At 70.9% G+C, this 17,213-nt stretch carries 16 protein-coding genes; 2 read left to right on the forward strand and 14 right to left on the reverse strand.

The features are described 5' to 3' along the window. Positions 1–255: 255 nt before the first annotated feature. On the reverse strand, positions 256–1,020 hold the full coding sequence (locus BMH31_RS12950; RefSeq protein ID WP_099724884.1) for an SDR family oxidoreductase: 765 nt from the start codon (positions 1,018–1,020) through the stop codon (positions 256–258). Between the two features lie 191 nt (positions 1,021–1,211). Here BMH31_RS12950 and BMH31_RS12955 point away from each other — a divergent pair, with 191 nt between their 5' ends. After that, on the forward strand, positions 1,212–1,574 hold the full coding sequence (locus tag BMH31_RS12955; protein ID WP_099724883.1) for an RNA polymerase-binding protein RbpA: 363 nt from the start codon (positions 1,212–1,214) through the stop codon (positions 1,572–1,574). Positions 1,575–1,600: 26 nt separating this feature from the next. On the opposite strand, the gene lnt is transcribed toward BMH31_RS12955, so the two are convergent. From lnt to BMH31_RS12995, 8 genes are all read right to left on the reverse strand, one after another. Further along, positions 1,601–3,280, reverse strand: a complete 1,680-nt coding sequence (lnt, locus tag BMH31_RS12960; RefSeq protein WP_241898281.1) for an apolipoprotein N-acyltransferase — start codon at positions 3,278–3,280, stop codon at positions 1,601–1,603. Next, positions 3,277–5,550, reverse strand: coding sequence for a DEAD/DEAH box helicase (locus BMH31_RS12965; RefSeq protein ID WP_099724882.1), 2,274 nt, complete (start codon positions 5,548–5,550; stop codon positions 3,277–3,279). The genes lnt and BMH31_RS12965 overlap by 4 nt, the downstream gene beginning before the upstream one ends. After that, positions 5,547–6,320: a Sec-independent protein translocase TatC gene (gene tatC, locus BMH31_RS12970; RefSeq protein ID WP_099725305.1), complete on the reverse strand. Its 774-nt coding sequence runs from the start codon at positions 6,318–6,320 to the stop codon at positions 5,547–5,549. Before tatC ends, BMH31_RS12965 begins: the two co-directional genes overlap by 4 nt. A gap of 51 nt (positions 6,321–6,371) precedes the next feature. Then, complete coding sequence (locus BMH31_RS12975) at positions 6,372–7,358, reverse strand: WYL domain-containing protein (protein ID WP_099724881.1); 987 nt, start codon at positions 7,356–7,358, stop codon at positions 6,372–6,374. Next, positions 7,358–8,428 (reverse strand): WYL domain-containing protein, encoded by a 1,071-nt coding sequence (locus tag BMH31_RS12980; protein ID WP_099724880.1) that lies wholly within the window; start codon positions 8,426–8,428, stop codon positions 7,358–7,360. The genes BMH31_RS12975 and BMH31_RS12980 overlap by 1 nt, the downstream gene beginning before the upstream one ends. A gap of 3 nt (positions 8,429–8,431) precedes the next feature. Further along, on the reverse strand, positions 8,432–9,364 hold the full coding sequence (locus BMH31_RS12985; RefSeq protein ID WP_099724879.1) for a peptidylprolyl isomerase: 933 nt from the start codon (positions 9,362–9,364) through the stop codon (positions 8,432–8,434). Between the two features lie 73 nt (positions 9,365–9,437). Beyond that, positions 9,438–10,538 carry a tRNA (adenine-N1)-methyltransferase gene (locus tag BMH31_RS12990; RefSeq protein WP_099724878.1) on the reverse strand — a complete coding sequence of 367 codons (1,101 nt, stop codon included), beginning with the start codon at positions 10,536–10,538 and terminating at the stop codon, positions 9,438–9,440. Next, positions 10,535–11,281 (reverse strand): HAD family phosphatase, encoded by a 747-nt coding sequence (locus tag BMH31_RS12995; protein WP_241898282.1) that lies wholly within the window; start codon positions 11,279–11,281, stop codon positions 10,535–10,537. Before BMH31_RS12995 ends, BMH31_RS12990 begins: the two co-directional genes overlap by 4 nt. A 98-nt stretch (positions 11,282–11,379) precedes the next feature. Between BMH31_RS12995 and BMH31_RS13000 the strand changes: the two genes are divergently transcribed. After that, entirely contained in the window at positions 11,380–12,297 is a 918-nt protein-coding gene (locus BMH31_RS13000; protein ID WP_099724876.1) for a PAC2 family protein, read from the forward strand. Here BMH31_RS13000 and mshC read toward each other — a convergent pair. The 5 genes from mshC to nrdF form a co-directional block, all read right to left on the reverse strand. Next, positions 12,287–13,525 carry a cysteine--1-D-myo-inosityl 2-amino-2-deoxy-alpha-D-glucopyranoside ligase gene (mshC, locus tag BMH31_RS13005; protein ID WP_099724875.1) on the reverse strand — a complete coding sequence of 413 codons (1,239 nt, stop codon included), beginning with the start codon at positions 13,523–13,525 and terminating at the stop codon, positions 12,287–12,289. The genes BMH31_RS13000 and mshC overlap by 11 nt on opposite strands. Continuing rightward, positions 13,522–14,412, reverse strand: a complete 891-nt coding sequence (locus tag BMH31_RS13010; RefSeq protein WP_099724874.1) for an undecaprenyl-diphosphate phosphatase — start codon at positions 14,410–14,412, stop codon at positions 13,522–13,524. Before BMH31_RS13010 ends, mshC begins: the two co-directional genes overlap by 4 nt. A 119-nt stretch (positions 14,413–14,531) precedes the next feature. Beyond that, on the reverse strand, positions 14,532–15,854 hold the full coding sequence (locus BMH31_RS13015; RefSeq protein WP_099724873.1) for a M20/M25/M40 family metallo-hydrolase: 1,323 nt from the start codon (positions 15,852–15,854) through the stop codon (positions 14,532–14,534). Positions 15,855–15,949: 95 nt separating this feature from the next. Further along, positions 15,950–16,156, reverse strand: a complete 207-nt coding sequence (locus BMH31_RS13020) for a response regulator (protein ID WP_099724872.1) — start codon at positions 16,154–16,156, stop codon at positions 15,950–15,952. Positions 16,157–16,195: 39 nt separating this feature from the next. Continuing rightward, positions 16,196–17,203 (reverse strand): class 1b ribonucleoside-diphosphate reductase subunit beta, encoded by a 1,008-nt coding sequence (gene nrdF, locus BMH31_RS13025; RefSeq protein WP_099724871.1) that lies wholly within the window; start codon positions 17,201–17,203, stop codon positions 16,196–16,198. Positions 17,204–17,213: the final 10 nt, after the last annotated feature.

Consider the following 17,213-nt stretch of genomic DNA (forward strand, 5'->3'; position numbering starts at 1 on the left):
GAATAGCAGCGACTTCTTCGGCGAATGCAATTCGGCAGCGAACTTTCTGCGCAACACGCGGTCACACTCGAAGGCTGACCGTGATTTCTGCGAACATATATGATCCGGGCCGCAGCTTCGCGAGGCGATGACCCCCGTCGGCGCGCGAGATCTTCGGTGCGGGAATCCTCCCACGACACGCCGGAAAACGGAACGGCCGCGCGGTCCCGTCATGGACGGGACCGCGCGGCCGTTCCGGCTCGCGCTGCGCGGAGGCTACTCGCCGCCGAAGCTCGAGGTGTCGCCGACGAGCCGGGTGTGGTCGGCGGGAACCGGCTCGACCGCCGCGAGGGCGACCTCTGCAGCGAACTCCGCCACGTTGTAAAGCTTGCCCGCCTGTTCGCGGCGCTCCTCGATCGCGCCCGGGTTCAGGCGGTTGAGCAGGGTGGCCGTGACGGTGCCCTCGATCATGTCGCCGGAGACCACGACGAACTCGATGCCGCGTTCGGCGAGCGCCGGGATCCGCTCACGCAGCGCATCCTCGCCGGCGCGCTTCGATCGGGCGACGGGCTCGTACTCGGGCATGGTCGGCGTGGTGTTGATGAAGTGCGCCTGGTGGCTGGTCACGAACACCACGCGGGATCCCTCGCCGAGCAGCGGCAGCGCCGCGTCGAGCACGCGGAGCTGGGCGTCGCGGTTGAGCTGCAGGGCGTAGTCCTCCGCCATGCCGCTCTCCATGCCGCCCGAAGCGTTGAGCACGAGGATGTCGAGGCCGCCGAACTCCTCGCGCACGGCGGCCATGAGCTGATCCACCGAAGATGCGTCGGTGAGGTCGGCGCCCTGCACGAGCGCGCGGACGCCCAGCTCGCGGAGCTCGCCCGCCAGCTTCTCGGCGCGCGGCGCCTTGTTGCGGAAGTTGATGACGACATCGGCGCCGGCTTCTGCGAAGTAGCGGACGGTGTCGGCGCCGACGCCCCGCGACGATCCCGTCACCAGGGCTCGGCGTCCGGTGAGGCTCTGCGGTTCGAGTGGCTGTGACACGGGTGCTCCTTGCGTGGGAAACGGGGCGATGATGAGGTTTCCACTGTAGTCGAAACCGCCCGCGCGGCCGGGATACGAGCGAATCCGGCGAGACTCTATCGCCGCCAAGGCACGGCATGTACTCTGCAACCGAGGAGACACGATCGACGGGGCCTCGAACAGCCGGGGTCCCCGCACGAGGGGAGGATCCCATGGCCGAGCGCACACTCCGCGGAGCGAGGATCGGTTCGACGAGCCTGCAGGGCGAGGAGGGGATCGAGCTGGCTCCGCGCCAGCGGATCGAGTACCTCACCGACAAGGGCACCCGATTCACGGTCATGTTCGACGCGGACGCGGAACCACCCGCGGAATGGGCCGATCAGCGCAGCGGCGAGGTGGGGTTCCTCGACGACGAGGCCGGCCGTGCCGCCCGCGCCGAGTTCGAGGAGAAGGGATCGTCGCAGCGCACCCACTGGGACATGCTGCTCGAGCGGCGCACGCGCGAGGAGCTCGAGGTCCTGCTCGAGGAGCGGCTCGAGCTGCTGCGCTCGCGGCGCGCCGGCGGCGGCGCGTAGCCCGCGCCCCGAGAGGATCCGGGCCGTTACACCGTCTCGCGCGCACGGTGACGCGCACGCAGGCTCAGCGCGGAGCCGGCGACGAGGCCGGCCGTGCCCAGCGCGATCCAGACGCCGCAGATCCAGGCACCGAAGCGGATCGCGGGCGTCTCGCCGCGCATGAGCGGCACGTCGGCGACCATCGCGTCGGCGGTGAACGGTTCCAGCCGCGCGAGATCGCGGCCGTCCGGCGCGACGATCGCGCTGGTGCCCACCGTGGAGATGTTGACGACCGCGCGTCCCGTCTCGATCGCGCGCAGCCGAGCGATCTGCAGCTGCTGGGCACTCTCGGCCGTTCGGCCGAAGTCGGCGTTGTTGGTCTGGGCGAAGATCACCTGCGCGCCGTCGTCGACCATGCGCTCCGCCTGATCGTCGAAGATGATGTCGAAGCAGATCGCGATCCCCGCGCGGATCCGCTCGGCGGTCTCGCCGACGGGAACCTCGATCGCGGGCGACCGCGTGCCCGTCCGATAGTCGAGCTGCACGAGGTCGACGAGGTCGGGGGCGAGTGCGCGGAAGAACTCCCGGTTCGGCATGTATTCCGCGAACGGCACGGGGTGCATCTTGTCGTAGCGGACGCCGGCATCGCCCTCCCCCGTCCACACGAGCGAGCTGTTGGTGTAGCTGCCGTCGGGATCCTGCAGCACCGAGCCGAGCACGATGGGTGCCCCGGCCTCGCGAGCGAGCGCGGCGATCTGCACCTCGGCGAGCGGGTTGCGCGGCAGATTGAACTCGGCACTGTTCTCGGGCCAGACGATCACGTCGACGCGCTCGCCCTCGGCACGCAGACGGTCGACGACCTGCTGGGTGGCATTCAGGTGGGCGCGCAGCACGTCGCCGGACTCGCGGTCGTCGAAGATCCCGGCCTTCGCGTTCCCCTGCACGGCGACCACGCGGAGCGATCCCGTCCGCTCGACCGACGCTACGGGCACGACGGCGAGCAGCGCGAGCGCGAGCGCCGTCCCGAGCACCGCGAACGCCGTCGGGATCGCGACGACCCGGGCGCGGGAGACGAGTCCCGCGTTCACTGGCTCCCGTTCCGGCGCCCCCGCCGCCTCGGTGCTCGCGCGCTTCGCGCCGAGCCGCTCGAACAGCACCGCGATCGGCACCGCGCAGGCCAGCGCGATGAGCGCGCTGAGCCCCGAGAATCCGAGCCAGGACGCGAGCGAAGCGAGCGGCGTCTCCGCGACGAAGTGCGCGAGGCGACCCCACGGGAAGCCGCCGTACGGCACGGAGCCCTGCAGCTGCTCGCGCAGCGTCCAGAGCCCGGCGGCCGCGACTGCCAGGACGGCGACGCGCAGCCAGGGGTGCACGGGCAGCAGCGCGAGCCCGCGCGTGGCGGCAGCGATCGCGATGCCCATGAGCAGGTACCAGGCCGCCATCACGACCCCGAGGCCGAGCCACGGCACCGGACCGAGATAGAGCGTGAGCCAGGAGAGGACGGGGAACCAGAACCCGGCCCCCGCGGCGGCACCGGCCAGCGCGGCGACGCCGATCCGCTGCCGCCAGACGGATGCGAGCACGAGCGGAACCCCGATGAACAGCATCGGCCACCAGGCGAGCTGCGGGGTGGTGAGGCCGAGCGACCAGCCTCCGAGCGCGGCGAGCGGGATCGCGGCCCAGAAGCGCAGGCGCACGGCAACTCCGGCGCCGATCAGGACCCTCACGAGGTGCTCGACGCTTCGACGATGCCGCGCCGGATCCGCTTCTTGCCCTCGCGCGCGAGCGCGCCCAGCTCGGTGAGGCCCGCAGCGATGCCGGACTCCGACTCCGCGGCCTGCGCCACCTGATCCAGCAGGTCGATGGTCTGCTTCGCCCAGCGCACGAAGTCCCCCGCGCTCATCATCCCGTCCTCGAGGATCCGGGTGAGGGATTGCCCGTTCGCCCAGGCGAACATCGACCAGGCGAGGCCGGCGTGCGGCTGCACGGTGCGCGGAAGCCGGTTGCGCTCGGCGAGCTCGTCCAGCTCCTCCCAGAGAGCGAGCGTGCGCTCGAACGCGCCGCGGAACGCTCCGGAGGGCAGACGCCCCTCGGGCTCGTCGTCGCGCCGGGGTTCGTAGCTCAGCGCGCAGCACATCGCCACGACCCCCGAGGCGTCGAGACCGCGCCAGGCATCGCGCCGCAGGCACTCGGCGACGAGCAGGTCTCGGTCGCCGTAGATGCGGCAGAGGATCGTGCCCCAGTCGGTCACGACCAGGTCGTCGCCCTGCGCGGACTCCGGAGCCAGGTACTCGAGCTCGGCGAGCATGTCGACCACGCGGTCGAAGGTGCGGGCGATCGTGCCGGTGCGGGCGGTGATGCGGCGGCGGCCGCGCTCGATCTCGCGGCGCAGCTTGCGAGCGCGTTCCTCCCAGCGGACGCGATCCTTGCCATGGGCGCGCTTCGCAGCGGCGTCGTAGCCGGCGAGCGAGTCCTGCTCGGCGCGGAGCTCGCGCGCGTCGTCGACCACGGCGCGGTCGGCCTGGAACTGGGCGAACGAGAGCTCGAGCGTCTCGCGGGCCCGCTCGAAGCTCATGCGCTGCAGCAGGTTCACGGCCATGTTCGGCGTCGGACGGAAGCTCGACTTCACCGGGAACGAGCGCGTCGACGCGAGGTGCGCGACCGCTTCGAGATCGGTGCCGTCGTTCCAGACGACGACCGCGTGCCCCTCGACGTCGATGCCGCGGCGGCCGGCGCGGCCGGTCAGCTGCGTGTACTCCCCTGAGGTCAGCGGCACGCGCTGCTCGCCGTTGTACTTGTCGAGACGCTCGATCACGACCGAGCGGGCCGGCATGTTGATGCCGAGCGCGAGCGTCTCGGTCGCGAACACCAGCTTGACGAGGCGAGCCTGGAACAGTTTCTCGACGATCGATTTGAAGACGGGCAGCAGGCCGGCGTGGTGCGCCGCGACACCGCGCTCGAGCGCGGAGCGCCACTCGCTGACGCCGAGCACGCGGAGGTCTTCGGGATCGAGCCCGTCGAGTTCGCGATCCACGATGCGCCGGATCTCGTCTCGCTCCTCACGGGTCGTGAGGCGGATGCCCTCGAACAGGCACTGCCGTACGGCCTGATCGCAGCCGTTGCGGCTGAAGATGAAGACGATGCCGGGGAGCAGTCCCGTCTCGTCGAGCGCGCGGGCGATGTCGCCGCGCGAGATCCGGGGCGAGCGCCGCTGCGGCGGCCGTCCCCGGCTGCGCTCGCGTCCGCGGCCGCCCGGGCGGCCGCCGTCGAGTCGCAGCAGTTCGGGGTTGAGCCGGCCGCGCGCGGCGAGCTCGCCCTCGCGATCGACGAGCAGCGGCATGAGCGCGCGGGTCGTGAGGACGTGCTGATAGAGCGGCACCGGGCGGTGCTCCGAGAGGATCACGTCGGTGTCGCCCCGCACGGCATGCATCCAGTCGCCGAACTCCTCGGCGTTGGACACGGTCGCGGACAGCGAGACCAGGCGCACGTGCCGCGGCAGATGCAGGATGATCTCCTCCCAGACCGCACCGCGGAAGCGGTCGCCGAGATAGTGCACCTCGTCGAGCACGACGAAGGCGAGCTCCGTGAGCGCCGCCGATTCGGCGTAGATCATGTTGCGCAACACCTCGGTCGTCATGACCACGATGGGCGCATCGCCGCGCAGGTTCACGTCGCCCGTCAGCAGGCCGACCTGGTCGTCGCCGTAGGCGTCGCAGAGCTCTCGGAATTTCTGGTTCGAGAGCGCCTTAATGGGGGCGGTGTAGAAGATGCGCGCGTCGCGTTCCCGCCGGGCGAGGGCGACGGCGAACTCGGCGACGGTGGTCTTGCCCGAACCGGTCGGCGCCGCCACGAGCACGCTGCGGCCGGACTCGAGCCGCTCGCAGGCGGTGCGCTGGAATCCGTCGAGCGGGAAGCCGAGCGAAGCCGCGAACGCGTCGAGCGCGGGGAACGATTCGGGCTGCTCCGGCGTCTCCGCGTTCGGGATCGATGCGCTCACGCGGTGCCGCCGTTCGGTTCGTCGAGGCCGTACTCGGCGAGCTCCGCGGCCCGTCGTTTGTCGACGCGCCGATCGTGCAGCACGGCGATGAAACCAGCCCCGAGATAGAGGACGATCATCGGGATGGCCAGCAGGAACATGCTCATGACGTCGGCCGCGGGCGTCGCCAGGGCGGTGAACACCATGATGCAGAGGATCGCGATGCGCCAGCTCTTGAGAATCGAGCGGCCGCGCAGCACCCCGATGAAGTTGAGCAGCACGAGGAACACCGGAAGCACGAATCCGACGCCGATCGCGAGCATCAGCTTCAGCACGAAGTCGAGATACTTGCGCGGGTCCATGAACTGCGCGTCCTCAGGCGGAGCGAAGCCCGTGAGCAGGTGCACGATGTTGGGGAACACGACCCAGCCCGCGTACGCCCCCAGCAGGAAGAGCGGAACAGCCGTGCCGATGAATGCGACGCCCCAGCGCTTCTCCTTCCCAGTAAGACCGGGCGCGAGGAACGCCCAGATCTGGTAGAGCCAGACCGGCGAGGAGATGATGACCGCGATGAAGAACGCGATCTGCAGTTTGAGGTCGAAGGCGCCGGAGACGTCCTGATACGCGAGTTGGGCGTTGCGCCCCTCCTTCGCGATCCGTTCGATGGGGCCGCGCAGCATGTCCCAGACGTAGTCCGAGAGCAACCAGCCCACCACCATGCCGAGCACGATCGCGATGCCCGCGATCATCAGCCGCTTGCGGAACTCGACGAGGTGGTCGCCGAGGCTCATACGCCCCTCGGGATTGCGTTTGCGGCGGGTCTTCACGGGCACCACGTCAGTCTAATCCTGCTCGTCGTCGTAGAGCCCGAGAGCCTGCTCGGCCCAGGCGCGCACCGCGGCGCGGGCGCTCTCGGGGGCGACGACCTCGACAGCGCCGGGTGCGGCCTGCACGAGGGCAACGGCGGTGCCGGGGTACCAGAGATCGACCGTGGCGTCGGCCCAGCCGTCGTCGCCGACCGGGCCGGCCTCGAGCCCGAAGTCGGCGAGGCGCGGTGCGGCATCGACGCGCACGCGGATCCGGCCGCGCTGCGCGGCGGGGCTCGACACGGTGCCCGCGAAGGCCCGCGGGCGAGGCGTCGCCGAGGCCGCCCGGGTGGCGTCCTCGTCGAGCTCCCGCAGATCTCGCATGCGGTCGATGCGGAACGTGCGTTCCTCGCCGCGCTCCAGGCAGAACGCCCGCAGATACCAGGCGCCCGAGGACTGCCGCAGCTGCAGCGGTTCGACGGAGCGGGCGCTCTCGCTGCCCCGCGCATCGCGGTAGGCGAAGGCCACCCGGTGCCCGTTGCCGATCGCGCCGACGAGCAGCGGGATGCGAGCGTCCTGGGGATCCGCGGTGACGGAGAGCGCGCTCGGCGGAGCGGTGTCGCCGAACGCACCGGCGAGCTTCGCCGCGGTCCGCTCGGCGCGGTCCCGCTCCTCGGCCGGCAGCATGCCGGTCAGCATCTGCAGACCGGCGATGAGCGCCGCGCGCTCCGCCGCCGAGAACCGGGGCGTGTCATCGACGGCGACGACGTGCGTGAGGCTCACCAGGTCCTCGTCCTCGAGCGCGCTCCAGTCGATGTCGAACAGGTCCTCGTGCTGGTAGCTCTGCGTCTCGCCGGGAACTCCGGCGGTGCCGAGGAACCGCACGAGCTTGCGCAGCAGCGCGGGCTCGACGTCGAAGGTCTCGGCGAGTTCGATGACGGGCGTCGGGCCGTGCTCGCGCAGGTAGGGCACGAGCGCGAGCAGGAGCACCACGCGGTCGGGCGTCTGGAGCTGACTGCGCATCAGGCGGTCCCCCCTTCTGCGGACCCGGCCGCGGGCGCCGCGTGCCGCCCGGCGATCCCGCGCAGCTCGGCGATCACCGCGTTGCGCAGCTGGGGCGGTTCCACGACCGCGACGTCGGCGCCGAACGCCGCGAGCTCTTCGGCGAAGGCACGGTAGTCGAGGGTGCCGAGCTCGAGGCGCGCAGTCGCCTCGCAGCCGGGCTCCGCGGCGTCCTCGTGCGACGCGGCGCGCGGGCTGAGACGGGCCTCCGCCACGCTGCCGCGGCGCACCTCGAGGATCGCGCGCTGGACGCGCTCGAGTCGCAGCAGCTCCTCGATCTCGCCGTCGACGCGATGTCGCAGCGCGGGATCGAAGACCTCGCGCTCGGTGCGCACACCGCCGACGATGCGGGAGAGCAGGAACACGCGCTCGTCGTCACGATCCAGGTCGTGAGCGATGAGGTGCCAACGCCCGTCGGCGCGATGCAGGCGCAGCGGTGCGACGCGACGTCCCAGCGGAGCATCGCGGTGCGGCAGCTGGTAGTCGAAGCGCACCACCCGGCCCGCGTCGATGGCGCTCTGCAGCGCCGGCGCAGCCGGCTCCGGGATTCCGAGACGCAAGGAGACCCCGAGGTGCTGCACGTCGAGGCCCGCGCCGAGCGATTCCAGTTTCATCGCGGCGCGCCGGGACTCGGCGGTGAGGCTGCCCTCGCGCCAGGCCATCGCGGCGAGGCGCAGCAGGGTCAGCTCGCGCTCCGAGAACCGCAGATCGCGCGGTACCTGGAGCAGCTCCTTCGAGATGCGGTAGCGCGTGAGCTGGGTGTTGCCGGGCTCCTCCGGGGAGTCGATCGTGTCGATCGGGATCCCGATGGCGCGCAGTTGATCCTTGTCGCGCTCGAACTGCCGCTCGAGCGCGTCGGAGCGCTCACCGTGCTGGTAGCGGTCGGCGTAGCCGTAGACGCTCGACAGCAGCTCGCGCTTGGTCGCGCCCTGCGGGCTCGCGACGAGCGCGAGCACGAGGCTGAAGACGCGCTGCTCGCCGGGGACCGACGAGCGGGGCGCGCCCGAACGCTGCGATGCTGCTGCGACCACGACCTACCCTGCGGCGAGGATGTCGACCACGCTGACCGTGGCCTTGCCGCTCGCCTGGGGCTCCATGATGACGACCTGGGACCCGACGCGCAGCCCCGTGAGCTCCTTGCGGAAGGTCACGCCCGACTGGCTCATCTGCGCCTCGTTGCCGAGGCCGACGGGGCCGGTGGTCCAGGTGTTGTTCTGCTCCTGGCCGTCCCAGTCGACGGTGAGCACCTGGGCGATCACGTTGTTGTCCGCGGTCACGCGCAGGCCGTCGCCCTCGATACGGGTGGCGGTCTTGGTCGACTTCGGTGCCGCCTGCGGGGGCAGCACGATGCCGGGGCGGCCCGAGTCGAGGTTGGTCACCGCGGGGAAGCCCGAGGGCAGCGTGCCGGGCGAGGCGACGTTGCCGGTGTTGCGCACCGCGAGCACGTCGACGATGAACACGACCGACCCGCCGGGCTTGGCACCCGACTGCTCGAGCAGCTGCGCGCTCTCCTTCGGTTCCATCGCGACCACGACGCGGTCGCCCGGAGCGGTGCAGCGGAGGCCGTCGGTGAGCGCCGGGATGCCGCTCCCCTTCTTCAGCAGCACGAACTCGCTCGGGTTCTCGGTGCCCATGCGCTGGCTCTGGTGCACCGTCTGACCGGTCTCGGCGTCGATCGCCTGCATGTTGATGGAGAGCAGCGCGCCGTCGCGGGCGACGGAGGTCGAATCGCCCGTGTGCGACGCGATGGTGCGCTGCGAATCGTCGATCGAGACGCCCTTCGGCACGGTCACCTTCGGGACCGAACCGGCCTTGCCCTCGACCTTGACGCTGTTGCTCAGCGATCCCTCGCTGAGCGCCGGGCCGCAGTCGGTGCGGTCGAGCTGCGGCGCGGAGCTGCACCCGGTGGTCGCACCGACGAGCAGCAGCGCCAGCGCAGCGGTGGCGGGAAGGATGTGACGGCGCATGGAGACCTCTCGAAGCGTTACTGTCGAACCCCGTCATCCTATCCGGTGCGGGGCTCCGGATACTGTCAGCCGATCACTCGGCGGCGGGCGCGCCGTCCTCGGCCGCAGCGCCGGCAGCGGGGTCCTCGGACCCGCTCGCCCGCTGCGCGGCGAGCTTCTGCGCCTCGCGAGCCTTCTTGCGGAGCACCTTGTCGCTCTTGCTCCACTGACCGATCGACTCGGGGGTCCACTCGCTCTCGCCGCCCGCGACGAGATCGGGCATCCACGCCGCCATGTCCTCGTCCGTGAACTCCCCCTTCGACGCGCGACGCTTGAGCTGGGGCAGCTGCGTGCCCGGCGCGAGCCGGCGCGCGGTGATGAGGAAGCCCGTGTGCGCGACCATGCGGTGGTCGGGGCGCACGGCGAGCCCCTCCACATGCCAGCCGCGCACCATCGTCTCGGAGGCCTGCGGGTGGGTGTAGAGGCCGCTGCGGCGCAGCTCCTCGGCCACGCGCGACAGCTGGGTCACGGTCGCCACGTAGCAGATGATCACGCCGCCGGGCTTCAGCGCTTCGGCGGCGACGCCGACGCACTCCCAGGGGGCGAGCATGTCGAGCACGACCCGGTCGATGCTCCCGGCCTCGCAGGTCGCGGGCAGCACCTCCTGCAGGTCGCCGACCGTCACCGACCAGTTGTCGGGAACGGATCCGCTGAACGCCTCGATGTTCGAGCTCGCGATCTCGGCGAACTCATCGCGCCGCTCGAACGAGAACAGGCGGCCCTCGCTGCCGACGCCGCGCAGCAGGTGCAGCGACAGCGCGCCGGAGCCGACACCGGCTTCGACGACGCGTGCGCCGGGGAAGATGTCGGCGAGCGACAGGATCTGCGCCGCATCCTTCGGGTAGACGATCGCGGCCCCGCGCGGCATCGACATGACGAAGTCGGAGAGCAGCGGGCGCAGGGCCAGGTACTCCTCGTCGTTGCTGTTGCGCAGCACCGAGCCGTCGGGCAGCCCGACCAGCTCGGAGTGGCGGATCATGCCGCGGTGGCTGTGGAACTCGCCGCCGTCGATGAGCGTGATCGTGTTCAGGCGCCCCTTCGGTCCGGTCAGCTGCACGCGATCGCCATAGCGGAACGGGCCGCTCAGCGCCGGGCTGGCGGTCTCGGTCTCGGTGCGTTCGACGTCGCGGCTCATGCGCGGCTTCCCTTCGGGTCGGACACGAGCGCTCCGCGGACCGCGGGCTCGGTGATGGTTCGGGGACCGGGATCGGTCCCGCGGAATTCGGCGAATGCTCGAGCCACGGCCGCGACGTCGACGCCTTCGAGGGAGGTCCACAGCGCGTGCGCGGGCGCATCGCCGAGGTCGACGAGGTGCGGCAGGCCGATCGCGACGGCACCGGATGCCGCGGCGGAACGGAGCCCCGTCGGCGAGTCCTCGAACGCCAGGCACGCCCCGATGGGCACGCCGAGCGCCGCGGCGCCGCGCAGGTAGGGGTCGGGGTGCGGCTTCTCGTGCGCGACCTCGTCGCCCGCGACGACGGCGCCGAAGGTGCCCGGGGGCAGCAGCTCGGCGACCTGGTCGGCGAGCGAGCGGATCGACATCGTCACGAGAGCGCACGGCACGCCGGCCTCGCTGAGCGCGGCGAGCAGTTCGACCGCGCCGGGGCGCCAGGCCGGCTCACCCGCGGCGAGCTGCGCCTGCACCTCGCCGGCCAGCTCCGCCACGATCTCGTCGGCGCTGAGGTCGACCCCGCGCGCGCGGAACAGTTCGGCGGCGTCCCAGAGCCCGGAGCCGATGAGCTGCTCGCGCAGTTCGGCATCGAGCTCGACCCCGTATCGGGAGAGCATCGCGTCCTCGGCGACGATCCAGAGCGGTTCGGAATCGATGATGGTGCCGTCCATGTCCCACAGCACGGCAGCTGGTTGCGCGGTATTCATCGCGGCCCAGTCTACCGAGCGACCGGGGACTATCCTGGTTGGCATCCCGATCCCGGGCCAGCCGCCTCCCCGGCGCACACGCGAAGGAGTTCAGCCCCGTGACCCGACAGCCGCATCCCGACCCCGCTCGGGTGCTCATCGCCGCCTTCGAGGGCTGGAGCGACGCCGGCTCGGCCACCACCACGGCGCTGCAGCACATCGGAGAACTGATCGGCGCGGAGGTGCTGCACACGATCGGCGCCGACGGCTTCGTCGACTTCCAGGTGCACCGCCCGCGCGTACGGTTCGACGATCAGGGGCACCGCGTGCTCGAGTGGCCCGAGACGCGGCTCTACGGCACGGTGCAGCGCCCGGGCGAGACGAAGGACCCCGCGGCCGAGACCGTGCACCGGATCGACGGCACCCCCGTCACCGACCTGTTCCTGCTCGCGGGCGTCGAGCCAGCGCGCGACTGGACCTCGTTCGCCGACGAGGTCGTCGACGTGATCGAGGCCTGGGGCATCGACACGGTGATCCTGCTCGGCGCGATGTTCTCGGACGCCCCGCACTCCCGCCCCATCGCGGTCTCGCTCTCGAGCGACGACCCCGACCAGCGCGCCCGCACCGGCGCCCAGCGCAGCGACTACGAGGGGCCGGTCGGCATCGCGTCGATCCTCGCGTTCGCGCTCGCCGACGCGGGCGTCAGCTCGGTGTCGCTCTGGGCACAGGTGCCGCACTACGTCCACAGCGTGCCCTCGCCGAAGGCGACGCTTGCGATCCTCGACAAGCTCGAGGAGCTGCTCGACGTCGTGATCCCCCGGGGTGAGCTGCTCACCGAGTCGAACGATTGGGAGGCGAGCATCAACCGCATCGCCGCCGACGACGAGGACATGGCGAGCTACATCCGCCGGCTGGAGGAAGCGCGGGACGCGAGCGCGTCCCCCGAGGCGACGGGCGACGCGCTCGCGTACGAGTTCGAGAAGTTCCTGCGCGACGACGAGCCGGACGACGAGGGCGGGACGCCCCCTACAGCTTGACGCCGAGCAGCGCCTCCGCCGCGTCGGCGAGGAGCTGCGGCTCGTCGACCCCGCCGTCGAACGCGGCGTCGAGGGTCGCGAGCATGACCGGGGTGTCGAGGTCGTTGGCCAGTGCGGCGCGCAGGCGCTGCAGCACGGTCGCCGCGGGCTCCTCGCCCGTGCGCTCGAGGCCAGCCCGCCAGGCGGCGAGGCGGCGTGCGGCGACCTCGAGGTCGGCGTCGTGCCACTCCCACTCGGAACGGTAGTGGTGCGCGAGGATCCCGAGGCGGATCGCCGAGGGATCGGCGCCCCCGTCGAGCAGCTTCGAGACGAACACGAGGTTGCCCCGCGACTTCGACATCTTGTGGCCCTTGTACGAGACCAGGCCGACGTGGCAGTAGGCGTGCGCGAGCGGAGTGCCCGAGAGCGCAGTGGCGTGCGCGGCGGTGAACTCGTGGTGCGGGAACACCAGGTCCTCGCCACCGCCCTGCACGGTGAACGCGTTGCCGAGAGCGCGGGCCGCGATCACGGCGCACTCGATGTGCCAGCCCGGACGTCCGAGCCCCAGTACCGTTCCCCAGCTCGGCTCGCCCTCGCGGGCCGCGCGCCAGAGTAGCGGGTCGAGCGGGTCGCGCTTGCCGGCGCGTTCGGGGTCCCCGCCCCGCTCCGCGCTGAGGAGCGACATGAGCTCGCGATCGTAGGGGGCGACATCGCCGAGCCGCCACTGGGTCTGCTCGGACGCCGCGGCCGTATCGAAGTAGAGGTCCTCGCCCGTGGCCCCCGGGCTCGGCACGGTGTAGGCGAGGCCGAGCTCGCGCAACCGCTGCACGGCATCCGCGATCTCGTCGATGCACTCGGTGACGGCGACGAAGTGCTCGGGGGGCAGCATGCCGAGCTGGTGCATGTCGGAGCGGAAGAGCGCGATCTGCGACTCGGCGAGCTCCCGCCAGTCGACGCCCGTCGCATTCGCGCGCTCGAGCAGCGGGTCGTCCACGTCGGTGATGTTCTGCGCGTAGACGGCCTCGATGCCGGCATCGATCCAGGACCGCTGCAGCAGGTCGAACGCCAGGTAGGTGGCCGCGTGCCCGAGGTGCGTGGCGTCGTACGGGGTGATGCCGCACACGTAGAGGGTCGCGCGGCCGCCCTCGATGGGCGGGTGCTCGAGACGCCCGGTGGCCGTGTTGAAGAGGCGCGGAGCGGTGCCCTCGCCGGGCAGCTCGGGCAGCTCGGGTCTGGTCCAGGTCCTCACAGCGCGGCTCCGATCGCCGCGGTCTGCGCGATCTGTCCCGCCGCGTTCGCGGAGCCCGCGTCGGCCGCGAGCACGCCGGTGGCGAGCAGCACCATGAGCACGACGCCGAGCAGCACGCGGTAGATCACGAAGGGCAGGAAGCTGCCCTTCGAGATGTAGCGCATGAACAGGCCGATCACGAAGATCGCGACCACGAACGCGATGACCGTCGCGATGAGCGTCAGGCCCATCGGGGTCTCGCCGGCCGGTTCCTTCAGCGCTTTGAACAGCTTGTAGAAGCCCGAACCGAAGACGGCGGGGATCGCGAGGAGGAACGAGTAGCGGGCCGCGGCCTCGCGCTTGTAGCCCATGAGGAGGCCCGCTGTGATGGTGCCGCCCGAGCGGGAGACGCCGGGGATCAGCGCGAGCGCCTGGGCGAGGCCGTAGATCAGGCCGTGCTTCCAGCCGAGCTGGTCGAGCGTGTGCACGCGCTTGCCCACGCGGTCGGCGATGCCGAGCAGGATGCCGAAGACGATGAGCATCGTCGCGACCACCCAGAGCGAACGGAAGGTCGTGTCGATCTGGTCCTGGAAGAGCAGGCCGAGCACGACGATCGGGATCGAGCCGAGGATGATCCACCAGCCCATGAGCGCGTCCGGGTCGTTGCGGGGCACGGTGCGGCCCGCGAGCGAGCGGAACCAGCGCCCGATGATCCGGACGATGTCCTTCCAGAAGAAGACGATGACCGCGGCCTCGGTACCGAGCTGGGTGATGGCGGTGAACGCCGCACCGGCGTCGCCGATGCCCATGAGCTCGCTCGCGATGCGCAGGTGCGCGCTCGAGGAGATCGGGAGGAACTCGGTGAGCCCCTGGATGATCCCGAGCAGGATCGCCTGAATGAAGTCCATGACCGCCCTTTCTGGCGCAGGAAGGTCCGTGCCCCAGCACGGACCAGCGTCCACCCTAGTACGGCGGACGGACCGGTTCTCTCAAGATTCCCAGCGCGTCACGGCGCGCCGAGCGGGGCTCAGTAGTCGCGCAGCAGGTCGACGAGCACCTGGTGCCCGAAGTCGAGCGCATCGAGCGGCACGCGCTCGTCGACGCCGTGGAACATGCCCGGGAAGTCGAGATCGGCGGGCAGGCGGAGCGGAGCGAATCCGTAGCCCGTGATGCCGAGTTTCGAGAGCGCCTTGTTGTCGGTGCCGCCCGAGAGCAGGTACGGGAGCACGCGCGCCTCGGGATCGTGCTTCCGCAGGCTCGCGGTCATCGCGTCGACCAGTTCGCCGCCGAACGGCACCTCGAGGCCGATGTCGGAGTGCAGCGCCTCGATCTCGATGTCGTCGCCGACGATCCGCTGGACCTCGTCGAGGATCCCCGCCTGGCTGGCGGGGAGGGTGCGGACGTCGACGAGCGCCTCGGCGGTGTCGGGGATCACGTTGTGCTTGTAGCCGGCCTGCAGCACGGTGGGGTTCGTGGTGGTGCGCAGGCTCGCGTGGATGAACCCGCCGCCCGCGCCGGTGCGCAGCACGAGCTGCTCGGGATCGACCTCGTGCGGATCCTCGCCGAAGATCTCGGCGATCGCGTCGACGAGCTCGCGGGTCGTGTCGCAGAGCGCGACGGGCCACTCGTGGCGCCCGAGCGCGGCGACGGCCTCGGCGAGCCGGGTCACCGCGTTGTCGCGCCAGACGCGGGATCCGTGCGCAGCGGTCCCCCGGGCCCGCAGGCGGATCCAGTCGAGCGACTTCTCGCCGGTCTGGATCAGGTAGGCGCGAGTGCCGGCGATGTCGACCGAGTAGCCGCCGACCTCGCTGATCGCCGTGCCCGCGCCCGCGAACAGCTCGGGGTGGTGATCGACGAGGTGGTGGGAGCCGTAGATCCCGCCGTTCTCCTCGTCGGCGAAGAACGCGACGATGACGTCGCGCCGCGGCCGCTCCCCCGCGCGCAGCAGTTCGGCGATCGCGGTGAGGATCATGGCGTCCATGTCCTTCATGTCGACGGCGCCGCGCCCCCACAGCATGCCGTCGCGGATCTCGCCCGCGAACGGGTCGACGCTCCAGTTGGCGGGATCGGCTGGCACGACGTCGAGGTGGCCGTGCAGCACGAGCGCGGGCAGCTCCGGCTCGCGTCCGGCGACGCGGGCGACCAGGCTCGCACGGCCGGGCTCCGACTCGATGGTCGTCGGCTCGAGCCCCAGCTCGGAGAGGTAGGCGGCGACGTAGGCAGCCGCATCCGCCTCCGGATTCGCGTCGCCGTTCCCCCGGTTCGAGGTGTCGAACCGGATCAGATCCCGCGCGATGCGGGCCGTCTCGGAGAGGTGCGGTTCGGTGGTCTCGGTGCGCTCCTGACTCATGGGTCCAGGCTATCCGGACCCGGCTCCGGGTGGGCGGTTCTCGGCGGAACTCCGCAATCCGGGGTCACAGTCGCGGCGATCCGCTCACTCGAAGGTCAGCACGCGGTCAGGAACACAACCCCGAGGTGCGGGGCGATGCGGCGCAGCGCCGTCGCGAGTTCGATGCCGTCCGGGCTGGAATCGAGGTCGATGTCGGCGACGAGCGCGTCGGGATCGACCTCGGCGAAGGCGGCGAGCGCGCAACGCTCCCTGACCCTCGACGACCAGCACCCGTCGCACCGGCTCCGCGGCCGCGGAGTCAACGGTATCGCGGCCGCGGAGCGGAGACGGGCGCCGCGGTCTTAGAAGTCCCAGTCCTCGTCGGTGGTGTCCTCTCCGACTCCCATCACGTAGGAGGAGCCGGATCCCGAGAAGAAGTCGTGGTTCTCGTCGCTGCCGGGCGAGAGCGCCGCGAGGATCTCCGGGTTCACCCGCGTCTCCTCCGACGGGAACCGCGCCGGGTAGCCGAGGTTCATGAGCGCCTTGTTCGCGTTGTAGCGCACGAACACCGCCACGTCGTCCATGAGTCCGAGCGGCTCGTAGAGCTCCCCGGAGTAGGCGAGTTCCAACTCGTAGAGGTCGTCGAGCAGTGCGAAGGTGAAGTCGCGCATTTCGGCGCGCTCCGCCTCGCCGAGCTTCGCGAGCCCCCGCTGGAACTTGTATCCCGAGTAGTAGCCGTGCACGGCCTTGTCCCGCAGGATCAGGCGGATCATGTCGGCGGTGTTGGTGAGGGTCGCGTGCACCGAGAAATGCAGCGGCAGGTAGAAGCCCGCATACAGCAGCAACGAGGACAGCAGGGTCGACGACACCTTGCGCTTCAGCGGATCCGGCCCGGAGTAGTGTGCGAGCACCCGCTTGCAGCGCTCCTGCAGCAGATCGTTGCCCACCGCCCACCGGTAGGCCGCGTCGATCTCGGATGTGGAGGTGAGCGTCGAGAACACCGACGAGTAGGAGCGGGCGTGCACCGACTGCATGAAGGCGATGTTCGTATAGACCGCCTCCTCGTGCTCCGTCAGCGCGTCCTGGATCTGGCAGATCTCCCCGACCGTCGCCTGCACGGTGTCGAGCATCGTGAGCCCCGTGAACACCCGCATCGTCAGGGTGCGTTCCTCCGGGCTCATGCGCTGCCATGCGGGGATGTCGTTCGAGAGCGGGACCTTCTCGGGCAGCCAGAAGTTCGCCGTCAACCGGTTCCACACCTCCAGATCCTTGTCGTCGGGCACCCGGTTCCAGTTGATGGGGCGCAGGCGCGCGTCCGGGTCGTGCCGGTATCCGGGCGGGGTGATGGAGCGGGTGAGGTCGCGGGTCATGCTGTCCTGC

This window comes from Leucobacter sp. OLIS6, from assembly GCF_002752355.1.
In the GTDB taxonomy this organism is placed as follows: Bacteria; Actinomycetota; Actinomycetes; order Actinomycetales; family Microbacteriaceae; genus Leucobacter.

Coding starts and splice junctions, on each gene's coding strand:
- BMH31_RS13015 (WP_099724873.1), bottom strand. CDS start 15,854: ATGAGTCAGGAGCGCACCGAGACCACCGAACCGCACCTCTCCGAGACG.
- BMH31_RS12990 (WP_099724878.1), bottom strand. CDS start 10,538: ATGAGCCGCGACGTCGAACGCACCGAGACCGAGACCGCCAGCCCGGCG.
- BMH31_RS13010 (WP_099724874.1), bottom strand. CDS start 14,412: ATGGACTTCATTCAGGCGATCCTGCTCGGGATCATCCAGGGGCTCACC.
- tatC (WP_099725305.1), bottom strand. CDS start 6,320: ATGAGCCTCGGCGACCACCTCGTCGAGTTCCGCAAGCGGCTGATGATC.
- BMH31_RS12975 (WP_099724881.1), bottom strand. CDS start 7,358: ATGCGCAGTCAGCTCCAGACGCCCGACCGCGTGGTGCTCCTGCTCGCG.
- BMH31_RS12995 (WP_241898282.1), bottom strand. CDS start 11,281: ATGAATACCGCGCAACCAGCTGCCGTGCTGTGGGACATGGACGGCACC.
- nrdF (WP_099724871.1), bottom strand. CDS start 17,203: ATGACCCGCGACCTCACCCGCTCCATCACCCCGCCCGGATACCGGCAC.
- BMH31_RS12955 (WP_099724883.1), top strand. CDS start 1,212: ATGGCCGAGCGCACACTCCGCGGAGCGAGGATCGGTTCGACGAGCCTG.
- BMH31_RS12985 (WP_099724879.1), bottom strand. CDS start 9,364: ATGCGCCGTCACATCCTTCCCGCCACCGCTGCGCTGGCGCTGCTGCTC.